We start from the raw sequence: 19174 nt of genomic DNA, 5'->3' as shown, positions 1-19174 counted from the left end.
CTCACTCTGCCCGTACGCACGGCGGACCGTCGTCACCGGGGCCGCGCAGCGGCACGCCGAGCCGGTCGGCGAGGGCCCGTGCGGTGGTGAGGGGTTCCGTCCAGGTGGCCTGCTGCCACTGTGCCAAGGGGAGCGGGCGCCCGGCCGGACCCGTGAGGGCGGCAGCGAGCACAAGGATCCAGCCCTGCGTGTCGCCGTCCCACTCCAGTTCCAGGGCGACGGGCGGCTCGGGCAGCGCGGCAGCCTTTCCGGCGAGGGCGTCCACGTCCTGGGGCGGCAGCGGTACGAGCCGGTCGGCGAGGATCTGCGTGCGTACGGCGGCGAGGTCGGCGCAGTCGTACAGGCCGGGCCGGGGCACGAGACCGGCGTCCCTCATCTCCTTGACCGCGTGCACCCTCATCCGCCGCACGACGAAGGCGTCCACGCGCTCGCGCGCTTCCTGGGGCAGGGCCGTCCACAGTTCGTGCGGTGTCATGGCTTGACCTTGCCATTGGCGTCAGCGTTCGACCATCGGATTCATGGACACCACCACACCCGCCAGGGTCGTCGTCGTCACGGGTGCGGGCACCGGCATCGGCCGGGCCACCGCACGGGCCTTCGCCGGACAGGGGGCGACCGTCGTCGCCGTCGGCCGCAGGGAGGGGCCGTTGCGGGAGACCGCCGGGGGCCGGCCCGGGATCCACCCGTTCGCCGCCGACGTCACGGCGGAGGGCGCAGCCGAGGAGATCGTCCGGGCCTCCCTGGACGCCCACGGCCGCCTCGACGTCCTCGTCAACAACGCCGGGATCGCCACGGGCGGCCCGCTCGGCACCCTCGACCGCTCCGTGATCGTCCCGCTCCTGGAGACGAACCTCGTCGCCCCGGTCCTGCTCACCCGGGCCGCCGTCCCCGCCCTCCGGGAGTCCCGGGGCGTGGTGGTGAACGTGTCGACGACCGTCGGGCAGCGCGGCTGGCCCGCCAACTCCCTCTATCCGGCGACCAAGAGCGCCCTGGAGACGCTGACCCGCTGCTGGGCGGTGGAGCTCGCGCCGGCCGGGGTCCGGGTGGTGGCGGTCGCCCCCGGACCGGTCGACACCCCGATCGGCCTGCACACGGGCCTGACCCCGGAAGAATCGGAAAAGGTGCGGGCCTGGCAGCTCGCGCACGTTCCGATGGGGCGGCTCGGCAGGCCCGAGGAGGTCGCGTGGGCGATCACCTCCCTCGCCGCGCCCGAAGCCTCCTTCACGACCGGCGCGGTGCTGCCCGTCGACGGGGGCGCGCTGGTCTTCTGAACGACCGGCCGCCGGGCCGTGGTACGACTGTGCGGGGAGGTGGCGCCCTTGCGCATCGGCGAACTGGCCCGGCTGACCGGGGTGTCGGCCCGGGCCCTGCGGCACTACGAGCAGGCGGGTCTGCTCACGTCGTCCCGGGCGGCCAACGGCTACCGGGTGTACGAGGAGGGCGCCGTCACGCGGGTGGCGAACGTCCGGTACCTGCTGAACGCCGGGCTCACCCTGGACGACGTGTCCGCCTTCCGCTCCTGCCTGGACGGGGACATGCCCTCGGCCCCGCCGTCCGCCCGCGGCCTGGAGATCGCCCGCGAGCGGCTGGCCGTGCTCGACGCGCGGATCGCGGCGCAGACCGCGGCCCGCGACCGCCTGGCGAAGGCCCTGGAGGCGGAGTCCGTCAGGACGTGAGGCCGGGGGCCGCGATCGAGACCGGCTTCGCCCCTTCGCGCTCCGACCCCGTCCCCGCCCCTTCGCGCTCCGTCCCCGCCCCCGTCCCTTCGAGTGCGGACCCCGTCCCCGCCCCTTCGAGTTCCGCCCGTCCCGACGCCACCGCCTCGGCGAGTGTCAACTCCCCGCCCGCGAGCGCCCGGCACGTCGCCGCGTCGGTCCGCAGCCGGGCGCCGGGCGCCTCCGCCGGGCCGTCCCCGTACGCCACGTCCCCGTCGGCCCCGACCCGTACGTGGAACTCCCCCTCGTCCAGGGTGACCTGGACGGTCCCCGCGCCCAGCTCCGCGAGCGCTCCGAGGAGCGGGATCGCGTACCAGTGCGCGCGCACGGCGTCGGTCGGGCGCGGCTCTCCCAGGTCGGGCGCGCCCCACGCGGCGAGGGCGCGCAGGACGGGCAGCAGGTCACGGCCGCGCGGGGTGAGTTCGTACACGGACGCCGAGGCGGGCGGGGGCAGTCGGCGGCGGGTGACGAGTCCGGCGCCCTCCATGTCCTTGAGGCGGCCGGCCAGCATGTCCGTACTGACGCCGGGCAGATCGGCGTGGAGGTCGGTGTAGCGGCGCGGCCCGGCGAGGAGTTCACGGACGACGAGCAGGGTCCAGCGGTCGCCGACGAGGTCGAGGGCGCGCGCGGCGGCGCAGTGCTGGTCGTAGCTGCGGCGTGACTGACGTGGCATGCGACGCAGTCTAGACATGTCGTTGGACTTTCCAAGCTCCAACTTGGTAAAACCAAGCAGCAACGAGCGGTGCTGGTTCCGGGAACTGGGGAGGTCGGACATGGAGTTCCGGCAGTCGAGCAAGCTGAACGAGGTCTGCTACGAGATCCGCGGCCCGGTGATCGAGCACGCCAACGCCCTGGAGGAGGCGGGCCACAGCGTCCTGCGCCTCAACACGGGCAACCCGGCCCTCTTCGGCTTCGAGGCGCCCGAGGAGATCGTCCAGGACATGATCCGGATGCTCCCCAAGGCCCACGGCTACACCGACTCGCGCGGCATCCTCTCCGCCCGCCGCGCGGTGGCCCAGCGCTACCAGGAGATGGGCCTCCCCGAGGTCGACGTGGACGACGTCTTCCTCGGCAACGGCGTCTCCGAACTGGTCTCCATGGCCGTGCAGGCCCTCCTGGAGGACGGCGACGAGGTCCTGATCCCCGCCCCCGACTTCCCGCTCTGGACCGCCGCCACCACCCTCGCGGGCGGCAAGGCCGTGCACTACCTCTGCGACGAGTCGGCCGACTGGTACCCCGACCTGGACGACATGGCGTCGAAGATCACCGACCGGACCCGGGCCGTGGTCGTCATCAACCCCAACAACCCCACCGGCGCGGTCTATCCGAAGGAGATCGTCGAGGGCATCCTCGACCTCGCCCGCCGCCACGGCCTGATGGTCCTCGCCGACGAGATCTACGACCGGATCGTCTACGACGACGCCGTCCACCACCCCGCCGCCTCCCTCGCCGACGACCTGGTGATCCTCACCTTCGGCGGCCTCTCCAAGACCTACCGGGTGGCGGGCTTCCGCTCCGGCTGGCTGGTCGTCACCGGCCCGAAGCGACACGCCGCGAACTACCTGGAGGGCCTGACCATGCTGGCCTCCATGCGCCTGTGCCCCAACGCCCCGGCCCAGTACGCCATCCAGGCCGCACTCGGCGGCCGCCAGTCGATCCACGAGCTGACCGCCCCGGGCGGCAGGCTGCGCGAACAGCGCGACCGCGCCTGGGAGAGGCTCAACGAGATCCCCGGCGTCTCCTGCGTGAAGCCGAAGGGCGCCCTGTACGCCTTCCCGCGCCTCGACCCGGCCGTGCACAGGATCCACGACGACGAGAAGTTCGTCCTCGACCTGCTGCTCCGGGAGAAGATCCAGGTCGTCCAGGGCACCGGCTTCAACTGGCCGCGCCCGGACCACTTCCGCATCCTCACCCTGCCGTACGCCGACGACCTCGACGCCGCGATCAGCCGCATCGGCCGCTTCCTGAGCGGATACCGGCAGTAATGGACGCGGGTACGCGGGTACGGACACGGGCCGTGACGCGAGCCCTCCCGGCTGTCATGATCAAGGGGTCGGACGGTCGAGGGAAACGGGAGGGCGGCCGGTCATGGACGCCGCACTGATAGCCGTGGCGGGAACCCTGCTGGGTGTCGTCTTCACCCACTGGTTCCAGGGGCGGGCCACCGAGCGCACGGCCGCGCTCGCCCGGTCCGAGCAGCTCCGGCAGGAGCGGATCGCGACCTACAGCGCCTTCGCCGGCGCGGTCGTCGACTACCGGCACAGCCAGAACGACCGCTGGTTCCGGGCCGCCGAGGAGCCCGGCTCGGAGGAGGCCGAGGAGTCCCGCTACGCCTCCTACCGGCAGCGCACCGCCGCCCGGCAGGCCCTCTTCCGCGTGCAGTTGGTGTGCGACGACCCCGAGACCCGGCGCCTGGCGGAGAAGGCCTTCGAGGAGACCCACTGCATGCACGAGGCGGTGGGGACCGCGGACCGCGCCCGCCGCTCCGAGCAGGCGAAGGAGGCCCTCGCCCTGTTCGTCGCCGCCGCCGCGCCCGGCGTCCGCTGACGGCGGCGGGGACGGGGACGGGCATGGACCTGGTCGCACCGGTCGTCGTCGAACCGCTCAAGCGCCGCCGCTGCTCGGAGTGCCACCGGGGGCCGCTGGAGCGGATGATCCTCGAGTTCAACGCGCCGGTCTGCCTGGACTGCGCCGACCTCGGGCACCTGGTCTTCCTGCCCCGGGGCTCCACGGCCCTCACCCGGCGCGCCCGCGAGGGCAGCACCCTCTGGGCGGTGGTGGTACGGCACAACCGGCGCCGCACCCGGTACGAGCGGCAGGGCCTCCTCGTCGAGGAGGCGGCGCTGGCGGCGGCAGAGCGCGCCTGCCTGGCGGACGCGGAGGCGCGCGCCAGGCGGCGGGTCCGGGACGCGGAGCGGCGCGCGGTCCTCGACGCCGAGGTCACCGCGGCCCTCCGGGCGGAGATCCTGCGGCTCTTCCCGTCCTGCCCGGCGGACCGGGCCGGGGAGATCGCCGCCCACGCCTCGGCGAAGGGCAGTGGGCGGGTGGGGCGCACGGCCGCGGGCCGCTCGCTCGACCGCGGTGCGGTGACCGCCGCGGTACGGGCCGGCGTACGGCACGTGGACACCCCGTACGACACCCTGCTGATGCAGGGGGTGCCCCGCCACCAGGCCCGGACGAGGGTGGCTCCCGCCATCGAGGCGGTGCTCCGGGCCTGGCGCGGCGACGGCGGGGACGCGCGCGGCTGACGGCTCGGGCGTCAGTGGGCGCCGGTCCCGCCGCGCGGGACGTTCCCTCAGGCCCGGTCCCCGGCGCGGCGCGCGCGGCGGTACAGCAGGGCGCCGCCGAGGAGCAGCGCGGCGCTTCCCGAGGCGGCGTAGCCGATGCCGTCCGACGAACCGGTGTGGGCCAGCGCGGCCTCGCCCGTCTCGCCCTGCGCCGCGGGGGCCGGAGCGGGCACGGGGGCGGGCGGCACGGTCTGCGGGGCCGGGGGGATGTTCCGCACGGGGGTCTGCGGGCGCGGCGTCGGCGTCTCGATCGGCTGGGGCGGCTTCGCGGGGCCGTTGACCGCGGTGTTGCCGAAGGACGGGTTGCCGATGCCGACCACGTTGACCGAGTTCCCGCTGACGTTCACGGGGACGTCGACGGGGAGCTGGAGGCCGTTCCCGGAGAGGACGCCGGGCGAGCCCGCGGCGTGGCTCTCGGCGGTGGAGCCGCCGCCGTTGGAGGAGCCGCCGCTCTGGGAACCGCCCCCCTGGGAACCGCCGGCCTGCTCTCCGCCGCGCGGGGTGCCGGGCTGGTCCTTGTGGGAGTGGGAGCGGCCGTCGTCGTCCGATCCGTAACCCGTCGGCTCGTCCGAGACGTTGGCGCAGCTGTTGCCGAAGGCCGGGTTGAGCAGCCCGACGACGTTGACCGTGTTGCCGCAGACGTTGACCGGGACGTGCACCGGCAGCTGAACCGTGTTGCCGGAACCGACTCCCGGCGAACCGACCGCGGCGCCCTGGGCGCCGGCGTCGGCGTGCGCGGCGCCCGCCGAGAGGGCGAGCGCCCCGCCCGTGACCAACAGTGTGGCCAGACCACTTCGGCGAATCTGCCTCATGGCTTCCTGCCTTCCGGAGGTGTGCACGGGCAGTTGCCCGTACCCGAATCAACGCGGCGGACGTGCGCGCCGGATCCGGCCCCCGGAGGGTTTCACCCCAACGAGTGGGACCTGTTCGAGTGTGGACGGCCCGCGGGTTCGTCCGCCGGGCCGAGCGCGGGATCAGCGTCCGAGGAGGCCGTCGAGCGTGTCGACCGGGTCGTGGTCGGGGTCGCCGCGCGGCCACCAGTCCTCGCGGTCGGCGTCCGACTCGTAGCCGTACCAGAGGCCGTCCCGGCCCAGACGGAGCTGGAGGGACCTGCCGGAGAGGCGGTTGCGCCAGGGGCGGAAGGCGGGGAGGCCGGCGGCGAGCAGCGCGGGTCTGGCCCGGTCGAACGGGCCCGCCGGCGGGTCCCAGGGCTCCTCCAGGACCGCGAGGCCCTCGGCGCCGCCCTGCCGCCAGGCGGCGACGGCGCGGGCCAGGTCCGTGGGGGTGCGGTCGAGGGCGCGGGCCAGGTCGCGGTAGAGCGCGCGGGTGGAGGCGGTGAGGCCGGAGCCGGGGTGCACGGCGGCGAGCCGGACCGCGTCCTGCCAGGGGGTGAGGGCGGCGACCGGGTCGAGACCGGTGGTGAGGAACGCGTGGGCGCGGGCGGCGGCCTCGGTGGCGAGGAGGTCGAGCGCGAGCGGATCGGGGGCGTCGGGGTCGGGGGGGAAGACGGCCGGGCGGCCGGGCCGGTCGGGGAACGGCAGCGGGGCGGGCAGCGGCAGGAGTCCGGCCCCGGTGGCGTCGAGGGCGGTGCGGGCGGGGACGGTGGGCATCGGCGGCGCGGCGGCGCCCGCCTCGGCGGCGGACCGGGCCGCGTTGCGCCGGGTCAGTTCGGCGAGCAGCTCCTGCTCCCCGCGGCCGCGCATCAGGAAGAGGACGAACGGGTCCTCGTCGAGGAGCCGCGCGGCCTGGTAGCAGAGGGCGGCGGCGTGCTTGCAGGGGTGGCCGTCGTCCGGGCAGGAGCAGTCGGGGACGAGGTCGCCCGGCGCGGGGAGCAGCCCGGCGACCGCCTCCAGGGCGTGCGGCACGTCCTTGTCGAGGAGGGCGGCGATGTGGTCGGGGCGCGCGGTGGCCCCGTCGAGGAACTCCTCCCAGCCGTCGTCGCCGAGGGTCCGCATCCTGATCTCGGTGCGGTACGGGCGGGGCCGGCTGCCGTGGACGTAGGCGACGACCCGGCCGGGGGTGACCGTGATCGCGTCGACGTGGCCGCGTCCCGCGTAGGTCTTGCCGCGGGCGAGCCGGGCCGGGTCGAGGGCGATGTCCTCCAGGGCGTCGACCCAGGCGTTCCCCCACCAGGTGGCGGCGAACCGCCCGTCGGGGGCCTCGCGGGGCGCGACCTGCGGGAAGGAGCGGCGGCGGTCGTCGTGGCGGGCGACGGTGCCGAGCGCGGCCCGGGCACGGTTCACGAGGGCCTCCTCAGGGACACCAGGTCGGCGAGCTCCCGGTCGGTGAGTTCGGTGAGGGCGGCCTCGCCGGAGCCGAGGACGGCGTCGGCCAGGGCCCGCTTGGCGCGGAGCATCTCGGAGATCCGGTCCTCGACCGTGCCCTCGGCGATCAGCCGGTGGACCTGCACCGGCTGGGTCTGGCCGATGCGGTAGGCGCGGTCGGTGGCCTGCTCCTCGACGGCCGGGTTCCACCAGCGGTCGTAGTGGATCACGTGGCCGGCCCGGGTGAGGTTGAGGCCGGTGCCGGCGGCCTTCAGGGAGAGCAGGAAGACGGGGACCTCGCCGTCCTGGAAGCGGTCGACCATCCGCTCGCGCTCGGCCACCGGGGTGCCGCCGTGCAGGAGTTGGGCGGGGACGCCGCGTGCGGCCAGGTGGTCGGCGAGGAGCCGGGCCATCGCCACGTACTGGGTGAAGACGAGCACGGATCCGTCCTCGGCGAGGATCGTGTCGAGGAGTTCGTCGAGGAGGGCGAGCTTCCCGGAGCGGCCGGCGAGGCGGGCGGTGCCGGGACCGCGCGGGGCCTCCTCCCTGAGGAACTGCGCGGGGTGGTTGCAGATCTGCTTGAGGGAGGTCAGCAGCTTCATGACGAGGCCGCGCCGTGCCATGCCCTCGGACTCCTCGATCCGCGCCATGGTCTCGCGGACGGTCGCCTCGTAGAGGGAGGCCTGCTCGCGGGTGAGGGGGACGGGGTGGTCGGACTCCGTCTTGGGCGGCAGCTCGGGGACGACGCCGGGGTCGGACTTGCGGCGGCGCAGCAGGAAGGGCCGGACGAGCCGGGCGAGCCGCTCGACGGCCTCGTCGTGCTCGATCTCCTCGTGGTTCTCCACGGCCCTGGCGTGCCGGGAACGGAAGGCCTTGAGCGGCCCGAGGAGCCCGGGGGTGGTCCAGTCGAGGAGGGCCCACAGCTCGGAGAGGTTGTTCTCGACGGGGGTGCCGGTCAGGGCGACCCTGGCGGGCGCGGGGATCTCGCGCAGCGCCCTGGCGGTCGCGGAGAACGGGTTCTTGACGTGCTGCGCCTCGTCGGCGACGACCATCCCCCACTCGTGCGCGGCCAGTCGGGCGGCGCTGGTGCGCAGGGTGCCGTAGGTGGTGAGGACGAAGCCGCTTTCGGTGCCGTCCAGGTCCCGGTCGGCGCCGTGGAAGCGCCGCACGGGCACGTCGGGGGCGAACTTCCGTACTTCCCGCTGCCAGTTGCCGAGCAGGGACGCCGGGCAGACGACGAGGGTGGGGGCGCGGCGGGCGCGGCGCAGGTGGAGGGCGATGAGGGTGACGGTCTTGCCGAGGCCCATGTCGTCGGCGAGGCAGCCGCCGAGGCCGAGGGAGGTCATCAGGTCGAGCCAGGCGAGGCCGCGGAGCTGGTAGTCGCGCAGGGTGGCGGTGAGGCCGGGCGGGGCCTGTACGTCCTCGGGGCCGGCCAGGAGTCGGTCGCGGAGGGCGGCGAGCGCGCCGACGGGGACGGCGGGGACGGTCTCGCCGTCCACCTCGGCGGTGCCGGTGAGGGCGACGCCGAGGGCGTCGACCGGTTCGAGCAGGCCGAGCTCCCGCTTGCGGGCCTTGCGGACCAGGTCGGGGTCGACGACGACCCACTGGTCGCGCAGGCGCACGACGGGCCGGTGGGCCTCGGCGAGGAGGTCCATCTCGCGCTCGGTGAGCGGGTCGCCGTCGAGGGCCAGCTGCCAGTCGAAGCGCAGCAGCTCCTCGCTGTCGAAGAAGGAGGTGCCGTCGGTCGCGGAGCCGGGCGCGGCGAGCGCCGGGCGGACGACGGCGGAGGCGCTGAGCGAGCGGGCCAGCTCGCGCGGCCAGTGGACGGCGACCCCGGCGTCGGCGAGCCGGGCGGCGGCGGGGCCGAGCAGCTCGTACAGCTCGTCCTCGGTGACGGCGAGGACGTCGGGAACGTCCCGCTCCAGGAGCCGGGCGAGCGGGGGCCAGACCCGGGCGGCGCGGCGCAGGGCGAGGACGGCGTCGATCCGGGCGCGGGGGCCGAAGTGCTCGCCCTCCCCCGCCCACAGGGCGGTGGCGTCGATGACGAGGGTGGGGTCGGCGAGGCTGTGGACCTGGAGGAGCGCGGCGGCGGCGTGGCGCTCGCCGCCGCCCTTTCCGTCGCCCCCCTCCTCGGAGGCGCCGACGTCGAAGAGTTCGTACGCCGACAGGTCGAGGCGGAGCGAGACCCGGACCCCGGCGTCCATCCCGGCCGCCGCCTCGGCGGCCCAGGCACGCGCGCGGGGCAGGTGCTGCGGGGCGCGGGCGGCGAACGGCGCCCCGACCGCGTGGGCGGCGGCCGGGGTGCGGGGCAGGGTGTCGGCGACGGCGTCGAGGAAGGCGCGGACGAGGGCTTCGGGATCGGGAAGGCGCAGCGGTCCGCGGCCGGGAGCGGGGACGGGGACGGCGTACGCCTCGGCCGGCAGGGCGGCGGCGACGGCTCGCAGGTGGGCGATGTCGTCGGCGTCCAGGGGTCCGGCCCGCCAGGCGTCCAGGTCGTCGGCGGTCAGGCCGGGCAGGAGCCGTCCCCGGGCGGCCAGGTGGAGGGCGTGCAGGGTGGCGGCGCCCCAGCCGGCGGTGGCGGGGTGGGCGGCCGGGTGGTGCCGGGCGGCGACGAGGTGGGGCAGGGCGGCCTCGACGGGGAGCGTGACGGCGGGGACCTCGCGGCTCCGGGCGCCGCCGCCGTGCCGCCGGGCGACGGTCAGCGCGACGCGCTCCGCGCCGGGCACCGTCTCCGGGTCCGGCAGCGCGCCGCCGTCGGGGGCCCAGAAGGCGACCCGGCCCTCACGGGGAAGGGCGGCGGGCAGGAAGACGGCGGCACCGGTGGTCCAGGTGTGTGTCACGGCTCCGCTCTCCTCCCCCGGCTCTCCGCCGCGTGACGGAACTCCGACCTGTTCCGACGTGGACCTCCGACCTTACGGGCGGGGTCTGACAACGGCCCCCGGCCACCGGGTGCGGCCCGGCCGCCGGGTGGTTCCCCCGGGCGGCCCAGCAGCGGATGACACGGGGTCCGGCGGGCGGGAGGGTGGGCCTGGACCGGGGTCGGACCCGAGGGGCACCGCCCATCGCCGTACTCGATAGAACCCGACAGAAGAGGAACCGCCATGTCCGTTCGCCGGCGTCTCACGACCGCCACCGGGGCCGTGCTGCTCACCCTCGCCGTCGCCGGCTGCTCGGGCCTCGGCCGCACCGCCGTGGGCACGATCGAGTACGAGACGGAGCGCGAGGTGGGGGTGATGGTGACCAGCCCCTCGGTGAAGGGCTGCCACCACCTGGCGCCGTCCGGCGCGACCAAGGTCGAGAACAACACCATGGTGGACATCGTGCTGTACCCGACCCCTGATTGCCGGGGCAAGGACTCCACCTACCTGCCGGCCGACACCGGGGACGAGATCGTCCCGGACACCGCGCCCTGGCGCAGCTACAGCGTCATCCACTGAGCGTTCCCCGGCTGCGCTCTCCTCTTCGCTTTCCTCCGGGACGGGTCCATGCTGGAAGGGGCCGGAGAAGTCCCACGGAGGGCGTGACCGTCATGCGGACCGGGAGTGAGCCGGTGACCGCGCGCAGTCCCTTGCGGATGCGGTTCTGGCTGAGCGTGTGGGGGCTGCTGTGGGCGGCCTTCGGCACGGTCGCGTTCGCCCTGGTGGGCCGGCCCGGCTGGGCGGCGGCCTGCGGGGCGCTGTTCCTGGTGGTCCTGGTCGACCTGGTCCTCGTGGTGCGCCGGATGCGGCAGGGCCCGCACTGGCAGCCGGGCCGGGACGTCCCTCCGTACGACCCCGGTCGCGGCGGCGGGAGGCGCTGAGCGCGGCCGGTTCCGTACCCGTATCCGTACACCCGCCCTACACGCTCAGTTGCGCGAGTCGAAGTCCGCCGCCTCCAGGTACTCCGGCTTGGGGTCGAGCGCGGCGGCGAGGCGGAAGTGCCGGGTGGCCCGGTCGGTCTGTCCGGAGCGCTCCAGGGTGCGGGCGAGGGCGAAGTGGGCGAACGCGTTGTCCGGCTCGCGCTCCAGGACCAGTTCGAACTCCAGCTGCGCGGGGCGCAGCTGGGCGGCGGCGAAGAAGGCCCGCGCGCGCAGCAGGCGCGCGGCCGTGTTCTCGGGGTGGGCGGCGATCACCGAGTCCAGCAGCTTCACGGCGCCACGGGGGTCCCGCGCGGCCAGCAGTTGCTCCGCGGCGCGGAAGTCGATGACGTGCGTTTCCGGATTGCTGTCGGCCACGATGGCATCCTTCCCCTCGCTCGGTGGTTGAACACCGGACCCGGTGGCCGCATTCCGTCCGCTCGCCCCCGCGGGGGCCTCAGGAGGACGCGGCCCGCCGGGCCAGTTCGTCCCAGACCTTCCGGACCTGCGGCTCCAGCTCGTCGAGCGGTCCGTCGTTGTCGATCACGAGGTCCGCGACGGCCAGCCGCTGCGCGCGCGTGGCCTGGGCCGCCATCCGGGCCCGCGCCTCGGACTCGTCCATGCCCCGGAGCCGTACGAGCCGGTCGAGCTGGGTCTCGGGGGACGCGTCCACGACCACGACCAGGTCGTAGAGCGGCGCGAGTCCGTTCTCGGTGAGCAGGGGGACGTCGTGGACGACGACGTCCCCGGCCCCCGCCCGGGCCTCCAGCTCGGCCGACCGGGCTCCGACCAGGGGGTGCACGATGGCGTTGAGGGTGGCCAGGCGCTCGGCGTCGGCGAACACGACGGATCCGAGCTTCGGCCGGTCGAGCGTCCCCTCCGCGGTGAGGACGCCGTCGCCGAAGGCCTCCACGACGGCCGCGAGCCCCGGAGTGCCGGGCTCCACGACCTCCCGGGCGATCCGGTCCGCGTCGATCAGCACGGCCCCGTACGAGACGAGCAGCCGTGACACTTCGCTCTTGCCGGCGCCGATCCCGCCGGTCAGGCCCACCTTCAGCATGAGCGGCAGCTTAGGGCCTGCCCCGGCGGGGCTACGCGTCGCCCTCCCGCTCCGCGAGGAAGCGCTCGAACTCGCGGCCCAGCTCGTCGGCCGACGGCAGGTCGGCGGGCTCCGCGACGAGGTTGCCGCGGGTCTCGGCCCCGGCCACCGCGTCGTACTGGTGCTCAAGGCCCTGCACGAGCGCCACCAGTTCCTCGTCGCCCTCGCCGATCTGGCGGTCGATCTCGGTCTGGGTGCGGCGGGCCTCCGTCCGCAGAGAGTGGGCGACGCCGGGGAGGACGAGGCCGGTGGCGGCCGTGACGGCCTCCAGGGCGGTCAGGGCCGCGTCCGGGTACGACGAGCGGGCCACGTAGTGCGGGACGTGGGCGGCGACGCCGAGGGTGTCGTGGCCGGCCTCGGTGAGCCGGTACTCGACGAGCGACTCGGCGCTGCCGGGGACCTGGGCCTCGTCGAAGGGGCTGCGGTGTCCGGGCATGAGGTCGGTGCGGCTGCCGTGCGGGGTGAGGCCGACCGGGCGCGTGTGCGGCACGCCCATGGGGATGCCGTGGAAGTTGACGGAGAGGCGCACGCCGAGGCGCTCGACGATCTGCCGGACGGCGGCGGCGAACCGCTCCCACTCCACGTCCGGCTCCGGACCCGACAGGAGGAGGAAGGGGGCGCCGGTGGCGTCCTGCACGAGGCGGACCTCGATGGACGGCGTCTCGTACGCGGTCCAGCGGTCGCGCCGGAAGGTCAACAGCGGGCGGCGGGCCCGGTAGTCCACGAGCCGGTCGTGGTCGAAGCGTGCCACCAGCTGGTGCGGAAGGGTGTCGAGCACGCGCTCGACGATCTGCTCGCCGGTCTCGCCCGCGTCGATGTAGCCGTCGAAGTGGTACAGCATGACCAGGCCGGCCGACTCCTGCGCCAGAGCCATGTCGACGACGGCCACGCCCTTCGGGTCCCATTCGTACAAATCCTGCGGATCAAGCACGATTACCGCTCCTCCTCGTGTTCTCTCTGGGAACGCGCCGGGCCGTGCCCCCATTCCCGGGACGCGTGATCTTCCGCTGGGACGGCGTGAACTCCGGCCACTGGTCCGGACCTTGACACGGTCAGGGCGTCTCCCCACCGTCTCCGCACGGCGTCGCGTTCAGCCTCTCGCTCCCCGCGCACGTACAGGGGCGGCCCCCGTTCCTGTACAGGAACACCCCCGTTCCTGCCCCGGAAAGCGTCCCCCCTGCGCTCCCGAACGCTGCTTCCTCCCCCTCCTCTCGGCGCTCCTCGCCGTCCCCTCGCGACCTCCCCGGCCGCTGCGGCGACCGTCGCGGTCACGCCCCGAGGGGGCGGGGTGCCCGGGAAAACGCCGAGGCCCGCTCCCCTGGAGGGGAACGGGCCTCGGTCTCGCTAGCGGCTAGCGCTCAGCGGAGAGCCTGTTCAGCTCTGGCCGCCGGCCAGCTTCTCGCGCAGGGCGGCAAGCGCCTCGTCCGACGCCAGGGCGCCGGAGTTGTCGTCCGACTCCGAGGAGTAGGAGCCACCCGACACGCCCGCCGGGGCACCGGCCGGAGCGGCGGCGCCACCCTCGGCAGCGGCGGCCTCGTCGGCCTCGCGGGACTTGATGACCTGGGCCTGGTGCTGCTCGAAGCGAGCCTGCGCCTCGGCGTACTGGGTCTCCCAGGCCTCGCGCTGAGCCTCGTAGCCCTCGAGCCAGTCGTTGGTCTCGGGGTCGAAGCCCTCGGGGTAGATGTAGTTGCCCTGGTCGTCGTAGGACGCGGCCATGCCGTACAGGGTCGGGTCGAACTCGACCGAGGCCGGGTCGGCACCGAAGGACTCGTTGGCCTGCTTCAGCGAGAGGCTGATGCGGCGGCGCTCGAGGTCGATGTCGATGACCTTGACGAAGATCTCGTCGTTGACCTGGACGACCTGCTCCGGGATCTCCACGTGGCGCTCGGCCAGCTCGGAGATGTGGACCAGACCCTCGATGCCCTCGTCCACGCGGACGAACGCACCGAACGGAACCAGCTTGGTGACCTTACCCGGGACGACCTGACCGATCTGGTGGGTCCGGGCGAACTGCTGCCACGGGTCCTCCTGGGTCGCCTTCAGCGACAGGGAGACGCGCTCGCGGTCCATGTCCACGTCGAGAACCTCGACGGTGACCTCCTGGCCGACCTCGACGACCTCGGACGGGTGGTCGATGTGCTTCCAGGACAGCTCGGAGACGTGCACGAGACCGTCGACGCCGCCCAGGTCCACGAAGGCACCGAAGTTGACGATCGAGGAGACGACGCCGGAGCGGACCTGACCCTTCTGGAGGGTCGTGAGGAAGGTCTGGCGGACCTCGGACTGGGTCTGCTCCAGCCAGGCGCGGCGGGACAGGACCACGTTGTTGCGGTTCTTGTCCAGCTCGATGATCTTCGCCTCGAGCTCCTTGCCCACGTAGGGCTGGAGGTCGCGGACGCGGCGCATCTCGACCAGGGAGGCCGGGAGGAAGCCGCGGAGGCCGATGTCGAGGATGAGACCACCCTTGACGACCTCGATGACGGTACCGGTGACGATGCCGTCCTCTTCCTTGATCTTCTCGATGGTGCCCCAGGCGCGCTCGTACTGGGCGCGCTTCTTCGAGAGGATCAGGCGGCCTTCCTTGTCCTCCTTCTGGAGAACCAGGGCCTCGATCTCGTCGCCGACCTTGACGACCTCGTTCGGGTCGACGTCGTGCTTGATCGAGAGCTCGCGGCTCGGGATGACACCTTCGGTCTTGTAACCGATGTCGAGCAGGACCTCGTCCCGGTCGACCTTCACGATGACGCCGTCGACGATGTCGCCGTCGTTGAAGTACTTGATCGTCTCGTCGATCGCGGCGAGGAAGGCTTCCTCGTTACCGATGTCGTTGACCGCAACCTGCGGGGTGGTGGCGGTGGTCTCGGTGCTGCTCGTCATGTGGGAAAGGGCTCCGGTTACGGACAGAAAGTCGTAGGTACTGCTACGCCGTGAGCCCGTATCGCACCAAGAAGCCGGACAGCCAAGGAAACTCCCTGCCCGCGGACGGGAGGAGCCTCGAAAACCGAGGGGACATACACCAGGTACGAGCGCGGCCTGCTCCGTCTGAGGCACGCAGACCCGCAGCGCAACCTTTAGCATACGGAAGCGGCCGGACAGGGTCAATGCGCGAAGCACGCACCCGGGGCAGATCGGCTCAACTCCGGCACCACTCATGTCCATCCACGCCGTGTCGGCGTGGTCCGCCGCACGGCGGTACTGAGCGCAAACTACATCGGCGGGCGAGATGAACCAAGAGTACGGACGCGAAGACGCGGTCGAAGGCGGGTACGACGGGGCGGAGGCGACCCGGCGTGACGCGGGGGACGCGGAGAGCAGCCGGGCGAGCCGCGGATGGTGGGACCGGAACGCCGACGAGTACCAGAGCGAGCACGGCTCCTTCCTGGGCGACGACCGGTTCGTGTGGGGCCCCGAGGGACTCGACGAGGCCGAGGCGGGGCTGCTCGGCCCGGCCGCCTCGCTGAAGGGCCTCGACGTCCTGGAGATCGGCGCGGGCGCGGCGCAGTGCTCGCGGTGGCTGGCGGCGCGGGGGGCGCGGCCGGTGGCGCTCGACCTGTCGCACCGGCAGCTCCAGCACGCGCTGCGCATCGGCGGCGAGGTGCCGCTGGTGGAGGCCGACGCGGGGGCGCTGCCGTTCCGGGACGGCTCCTTCGACCTGGCCTGCTCGGCGTACGGGGCGGTGCCGTTCGTCGCCGATCCGGTACGGGTCTTCCGCGAGGTGCGCCGGGTGCTGCGGCCGGGCGGGCGCTGGGTGTTCTCGGTGACGCACCCGATCCGCTGGGCGTTCCCCGACGAGCCGGGGCCCGAGGGGCTCTCGGTCGCGGCCTCCTACTTCGACCGCACGCCGTACGTCGAGCAGGACGAGGAGGGGCGGGCGGTGTACGTGGAGCACCACCGGACGCTCGGGGACCGGGTGCGGGACGTGGTGGCCGGCGGGTTCCGGCTCGTGGACCTGGTCGAGCCGGAGTGGCCGGCCTGGAACGGTCAGGAGTGGGGCGGCTGGTCCCCGCTGCGGGGGAATCTGATCCCGGGGACGGCGATCTTCGTGTGCGAGCGGGACGAGTAGCCGCCTCCCCGTTCTCCGATCCCCTCTCCTCCCTGCTCTCCCCTATCCCTTCTCGCATCAGTCGTACTTACAGGTGGGCCCTGTGGACAACGAGGCCCACCTTTTTCCTGCGCGTACGAGACTGAGTGCGTGATCCGAAACGAAGCGCTCGACCGTCTCCCCGTCCGCCATGCCGTCCCCGAGCTGCTCTCCGCGCTCGCGGAGCGCGGCACGGCGGTGCTGTCCGCTCCTCCCGGCACCGGCAAGACGACGCTGGTGCCGCTGGCCCTCGCGGGGCTCATAGGGGACGGTCCCGAGCGCCGGGTGCTGGTGGCCGAGCCGCGCCGGATGGCGGTGCGGGCGGCGGCCCGGCGGATGGCGTGGCTGCTCGGCGAGGAGGTCGGCGGCGCGGTCGGCTTCTCGGTGCGCGGCGAGCGGCGGGCCGGACCGGCGACCCGGGTCGAGGTGGTGACCACGGGCGTCCTGCTCCAGCGGCTCCAGCGCGACCCGGAGGTGGCGGGGGTCGACGTGGTACTGCTCGACGAGTGCCACGAGCGGCACCTGGACGCCGATACGGCGATGGCGTTCCTGGTGGACGTACGGGCGGCCCTGCGGCCGGAGCTGAAGCTGATCGCGGCCTCGGCGACGGGCGACGCCGAGGCCTGGGCCCGGCTGCTGACCGCCCTGGACGGCGGCGGGCCCGCGCCGATCGTGCGGAGCGAGGGGGAGGGGCACGGGTACGAGGTGCGGTTCGCCGCGCCGCCCGCCGGGATCAGGCCCGCGCACGGCACCTGGGTGGATCCGGCGCTGCTGCGCCACGTGGCGGCGACGGTCCGGCTCTCCCTGGAGCGGCACGAGGGCGACGTCCTCTGCTTCCTGCCGGGCACGGGGGAGATCGCGCGGACGGCGGGGCTGCTGTCCGGTCTGGACGCCGAGGTGCTCCAGCTGCACGGGCGGGCTCCGGCGGCGGTGCAGGACGCGGTGCTGCGGGGCGTCGAACCGGGCGGGCGGCGCCGGGTGGTGCTCTCGACGTCGGTTGCGGAGTCGAGCCTGACGGTTCCGGGGGTGCGGGTCGTGGTCGACTCGGGGCTCGCGCGGGAGCCCCGGACGGACCACGCCAGGGGGCTCGGGTCGCTGGCGACGGTGCCGGTGTCGGCGGCCGCGGCGACACAGCGGGCCGGGCGCTCGGGGCGTGAGGCGCCCGGCGTGGTCTACCGCTGCTGGGCGGAGGCGGAGGACGGGAGCAGGGCGCGTTTTCCGTCACCCGAGATCAGGATCGCGGACCTGGCGGACTTCGCCCTGCGGGCCGCCTGCTGGGGCGATCCGACGGCCGGGGGGCTCGCGCTGCTCGACGCGCCGCCGGCCGGGGCGATGGAGGCGGCCCGTGCGGTCCTCGGGTCGATCGGGGCCGTGGACGCGGCGGGGCGGGTCACGGAGCGGGGGGTGCGGCTGTCCCGGCTGGGGCTCCACCCCCGGCTGGGCCGCGCCCTGCTGGACGGTGCGCCGGAGGTGGGGGTCCGGCGGGCCGCCGAGGTGGTCGCGTTGCTCGGCGAGGAACCGCCGCGTGACTACGGGGACGACCTGGCGGAGGCCTGGCGGGCGGCCCGCCGGGGCTCGGACGGGTACGGCGCGCGGTGGAGGACGGAGGTGCGCCGACTGGAGCGGGCGGTCGGTGGAGTGGTGACCGGGAGGGAGGGTGGTACCGGGGGCGCCGGGAGCACCGGTGCCCGGGGCGGGGGCGCCGTTGCGTCGGTCGGGGAGGACGGTGGCGCCATGACGGCGGTCGGGGGCGGCGAGGACGCCGTGGCCGGGCTGGTGACGGCGCTCGCGTTCCCGGAGCGGGTGGCCAGGGCCCGGGAGCAGGGGGGCTTCCTGATGGTGTCGGGGAGCGGGGCGCGGCTCGCCGGGGGTTCCGGGCTGCGGTCCGCTCCGTGGCTGGCCGTGGCGGTGGCGGACCGTACGGCGCGGGACGCCACGGCCCGGGTGCGGCTCGCGGCGGTGGTGGACGAGGCCGTGGCGCGGCGGGCGGCCGGGCATCTGCGGTCCACCGGCGAGGAGGTCCGCTGGGAGGACGGTGACGTGGTCGCGCGCTCGGTGGACCGGCTGGGCGCGGTCGAGCTGGCGGTCCGGCCCCTGGGCGCCGGGGCCGACCGCGCGCTGGTCCGGGAGGCGCTGCTCGACGGTCTGCGGCGCGAGGGGCTCGGGCTGCTGCGGTGGAGCCGGGAGGCCGAGGAACTGCGCGAGCGGCTGGCGTTCCTGCGCCGGGAGGTGGGCGATCCGTGGCCGGACGTGTCGGAGGAGTCGCTGGTCGACCGGGCCGGGGAGTGGCTGGAGCCGGAGCTGTCCCGGGCCGGGCGCCGCGCCGACCTGGGGCGGATCGATGCCGGTGAGGCCCTGCGGCGGCTGCTGCCGTGGGCGTCGGGCGAGGCGGGCCGGCTGGACGAGCTGGCGCCGGAGCGGATCGAGGTGCCGAGCGGTTCGCGGATACGGGTGGAGTACGGGGGCGACCGGCCGGTGCTCGCGGTGAAGCTCCAGGAGATGTTCGGCCTGGCCGAGACGCCCCGGGTGGCGGGGGTTCCGGTGCTGGTCCACCTCCTCTCCCCCGCCGGGCGGCCGGCGGCGGTGACCGCCGACCTGGCGTCGTTCTGGCGGGACGGTTACCGCGCGGTGCGGGCGGAGCTGCGGGGGAGGTACCCGAAGCACCCGTGGCCGGAGGACCCGTCGGAGGCGGTGGCGACCCGGCACACCGCCGCGCGGCTCAGAAGGGAGCGGTGACGCCGGGCCGGTCGGACCCGCCGGGCGCGGACGTGCTCGGCGGTGGGGTTCGGGGAAGACGGAGCGCCGCCCCCTCGTCCGGTACGGACGGATCCGGTGTGGACGGATCCGGTGTGGACGGATCCGGTGTGGACGGATCCGGTGCGGACGGATCCGG

The 19174-nt window shown here is 74.6% G+C and carries 18 protein-coding genes; 9 read left to right on the top strand and 9 right to left on the bottom strand.

From position 1 onward, the window contains the following. Position 1: 1 nt before the first annotated feature. Positions 2–475, bottom strand: coding sequence for a hypothetical protein (locus tag OO47_RS34040; protein ID WP_051715139.1), 474 nt, complete (start codon positions 473–475; stop codon positions 2–4). A gap of 43 nt (positions 476–518) precedes the next feature. On the opposite strand from OO47_RS34040, the gene OO47_RS18610 reads away from it, so the two are divergent. Both OO47_RS18610 and OO47_RS18605 read left to right on the top strand, forming a co-directional pair. After that, entirely contained in the window at positions 519–1271 is a 753-nt protein-coding gene (locus OO47_RS18610; RefSeq protein WP_030205259.1) for an SDR family NAD(P)-dependent oxidoreductase, read from the top strand. Between the two features lie 48 nt (positions 1272–1319). Then, the gene (locus OO47_RS18605; protein ID WP_030205261.1) at positions 1320–1676 is read left to right on the top strand and encodes a MerR family transcriptional regulator; all 357 of its coding nucleotides are present in this window, start codon (positions 1320–1322) and stop codon (positions 1674–1676) included. Here the strand turns inward: OO47_RS18605 and OO47_RS18600 are convergent. Beyond that, positions 1666–2388: a winged helix-turn-helix transcriptional regulator gene (locus OO47_RS18600; RefSeq protein WP_234323224.1), complete on the bottom strand. Its 723-nt coding sequence runs from the start codon at positions 2386–2388 to the stop codon at positions 1666–1668. The two genes, OO47_RS18605 and OO47_RS18600, sit on opposite strands and share 11 nt — an antisense overlap. 100 nt (positions 2389–2488) lie before the next feature. Here OO47_RS18600 and OO47_RS18595 point away from each other — a divergent pair, with 100 nt between their 5' ends. From OO47_RS18595 to OO47_RS18585, 3 genes are all read left to right on the top strand, one after another. After that, complete coding sequence (locus OO47_RS18595) at positions 2489–3700, top strand: pyridoxal phosphate-dependent aminotransferase (RefSeq protein WP_030205265.1); 1212 nt, start codon at positions 2489–2491, stop codon at positions 3698–3700. A gap of 103 nt (positions 3701–3803) precedes the next feature. Next, positions 3804–4262, top strand: coding sequence for a hypothetical protein (locus tag OO47_RS18590; RefSeq protein WP_030205267.1), 459 nt, complete (start codon positions 3804–3806; stop codon positions 4260–4262). Between the two features lie 23 nt (positions 4263–4285). Continuing rightward, positions 4286–4963, top strand: coding sequence for a DUF2293 domain-containing protein (locus OO47_RS18585; RefSeq protein ID WP_030205269.1), 678 nt, complete (start codon positions 4286–4288; stop codon positions 4961–4963). Positions 4964–5010: 47 nt separating this feature from the next. Here OO47_RS18585 and OO47_RS38610 read toward each other — a convergent pair whose 3' ends face one another. The 3 genes from OO47_RS38610 to OO47_RS18570 all read right to left on the bottom strand — a co-directional run bounded on the left by OO47_RS38610 (position 5011) and on the right by OO47_RS18570 (position 10106). Next, positions 5011–5814: a chaplin gene (locus OO47_RS38610; RefSeq protein WP_030205271.1), complete on the bottom strand. Its 804-nt coding sequence runs from the start codon at positions 5812–5814 to the stop codon at positions 5011–5013. Between the two features lie 162 nt (positions 5815–5976). After that, positions 5977–7245, bottom strand: a complete 1269-nt coding sequence (locus tag OO47_RS18575) for an SWIM zinc finger family protein (protein WP_030205272.1) — start codon at positions 7243–7245, stop codon at positions 5977–5979. Further along, positions 7242–10106 (bottom strand): DEAD/DEAH box helicase, encoded by a 2865-nt coding sequence (locus OO47_RS18570; RefSeq protein WP_030205273.1) that lies wholly within the window; start codon positions 10104–10106, stop codon positions 7242–7244. Before OO47_RS18570 ends, OO47_RS18575 begins: the two co-directional genes overlap by 4 nt. Positions 10107–10367: 261 nt before the next feature. Between OO47_RS18570 and OO47_RS18565 the strand changes: the two genes are divergently transcribed. Then, entirely contained in the window at positions 10368–10703 is a 336-nt protein-coding gene (locus OO47_RS18565) for a hypothetical protein (RefSeq protein WP_030205276.1), read from the top strand. 92 nt (positions 10704–10795) lie between these two features. Then, positions 10796–11065, top strand: coding sequence for a DUF6343 family protein (locus OO47_RS18560; RefSeq protein WP_030205277.1), 270 nt, complete (start codon positions 10796–10798; stop codon positions 11063–11065). 45 nt (positions 11066–11110) lie between these two features. Here the strand turns inward: OO47_RS18560 and OO47_RS18555 are convergent, their stop codons facing one another. The 4 genes from OO47_RS18555 to rpsA form a co-directional block, all read right to left on the bottom strand. Continuing rightward, complete coding sequence (locus tag OO47_RS18555; protein ID WP_030205279.1) at positions 11111–11479, bottom strand: tetratricopeptide repeat protein; 369 nt, start codon at positions 11477–11479, stop codon at positions 11111–11113. Positions 11480–11558: 79 nt separating this feature from the next. Further along, positions 11559–12161 (bottom strand): dephospho-CoA kinase, encoded by a 603-nt coding sequence (gene coaE / locus OO47_RS18550; protein ID WP_030205282.1) that lies wholly within the window; start codon positions 12159–12161, stop codon positions 11559–11561. A 31-nt stretch (positions 12162–12192) separates the two neighbouring features. After that, the gene (locus OO47_RS18545) at positions 12193–13131 is read right to left on the bottom strand and encodes a PAC2 family protein (RefSeq protein WP_030205285.1); all 939 of its coding nucleotides are present in this window, start codon (positions 13129–13131) and stop codon (positions 12193–12195) included. A gap of 443 nt (positions 13132–13574) precedes the next feature. Next, a complete protein-coding gene (gene rpsA, locus OO47_RS18540) occupies positions 13575–15077 on the bottom strand; it encodes a 30S ribosomal protein S1 (RefSeq protein WP_030205288.1) in 1503 nt (500 codons plus the stop codon). Between the two features lie 346 nt (positions 15078–15423). Between rpsA and OO47_RS18535 the strand changes: the two genes are divergently transcribed. Together OO47_RS18535 and hrpB are read left to right on the top strand one after the other, a co-directional pair. After that, positions 15424–16263: a class I SAM-dependent methyltransferase gene (locus OO47_RS18535; RefSeq protein WP_030205290.1), complete on the top strand. Its 840-nt coding sequence runs from the start codon at positions 15424–15426 to the stop codon at positions 16261–16263. A gap of 129 nt (positions 16264–16392) precedes the next feature. After that, positions 16393–19017, top strand: coding sequence for an ATP-dependent helicase HrpB (gene hrpB / locus OO47_RS18530; protein WP_030205293.1), 2625 nt, complete (start codon positions 16393–16395; stop codon positions 19015–19017). The last annotated feature ends 157 nt before the right edge of the window (positions 19018–19174 follow it).

Origin of the sequence: Streptomyces bikiniensis (assembly GCF_000716625.1) — a bacterium.
GTDB classification, from domain to species: Bacteria; Actinomycetota; Actinomycetes; order Streptomycetales; family Streptomycetaceae; genus Streptomyces; species Streptomyces bikiniensis.
The sequence above is the reverse complement of the archived record's forward strand: the minus strand, read 5'-3'. Positions and strand labels throughout refer to the sequence as shown.

Excerpts from the sequence above, each read along its gene's own strand:
- OO47_RS34040 (WP_051715139.1), bottom strand. The coding sequence starts at position 475 with ATGACACCGCACGAACTGTGGACGGCCCTGCCCCAGGAAGCGCGCGAG.
- OO47_RS18610 (WP_030205259.1), top strand. The coding sequence starts at position 519 with ATGGACACCACCACACCCGCCAGGGTCGTCGTCGTCACGGGTGCGGGC.
- OO47_RS18600 (WP_234323224.1), bottom strand. The coding sequence starts at position 2,388 with ATGCCACGTCAGTCACGCCGCAGCTACGACCAGCACTGCGCCGCCGCG.
- OO47_RS18595 (WP_030205265.1), top strand. The coding sequence starts at position 2,489 with ATGGAGTTCCGGCAGTCGAGCAAGCTGAACGAGGTCTGCTACGAGATC.
- OO47_RS18590 (WP_030205267.1), top strand. The coding sequence starts at position 3,804 with ATGGACGCCGCACTGATAGCCGTGGCGGGAACCCTGCTGGGTGTCGTC.
- OO47_RS18585 (WP_030205269.1), top strand. The coding sequence starts at position 4,286 with ATGGACCTGGTCGCACCGGTCGTCGTCGAACCGCTCAAGCGCCGCCGC.
- OO47_RS38610 (WP_030205271.1), bottom strand. The coding sequence starts at position 5,814 with ATGAGGCAGATTCGCCGAAGTGGTCTGGCCACACTGTTGGTCACGGGC.
- OO47_RS18565 (WP_030205276.1), top strand. The coding sequence starts at position 10,368 with ATGTCCGTTCGCCGGCGTCTCACGACCGCCACCGGGGCCGTGCTGCTC.
- OO47_RS18560 (WP_030205277.1), top strand. The coding sequence starts at position 10,796 with ATGCGGACCGGGAGTGAGCCGGTGACCGCGCGCAGTCCCTTGCGGATG.
- coaE (WP_030205282.1), bottom strand. The coding sequence starts at position 12,161 with ATGCTGAAGGTGGGCCTGACCGGCGGGATCGGCGCCGGCAAGAGCGAA.
- rpsA (WP_030205288.1), bottom strand. The coding sequence starts at position 15,077 with ATGACGAGCAGCACCGAGACCACCGCCACCACCCCGCAGGTTGCGGTC.
- OO47_RS18535 (WP_030205290.1), top strand. The coding sequence starts at position 15,424 with ATGAACCAAGAGTACGGACGCGAAGACGCGGTCGAAGGCGGGTACGAC.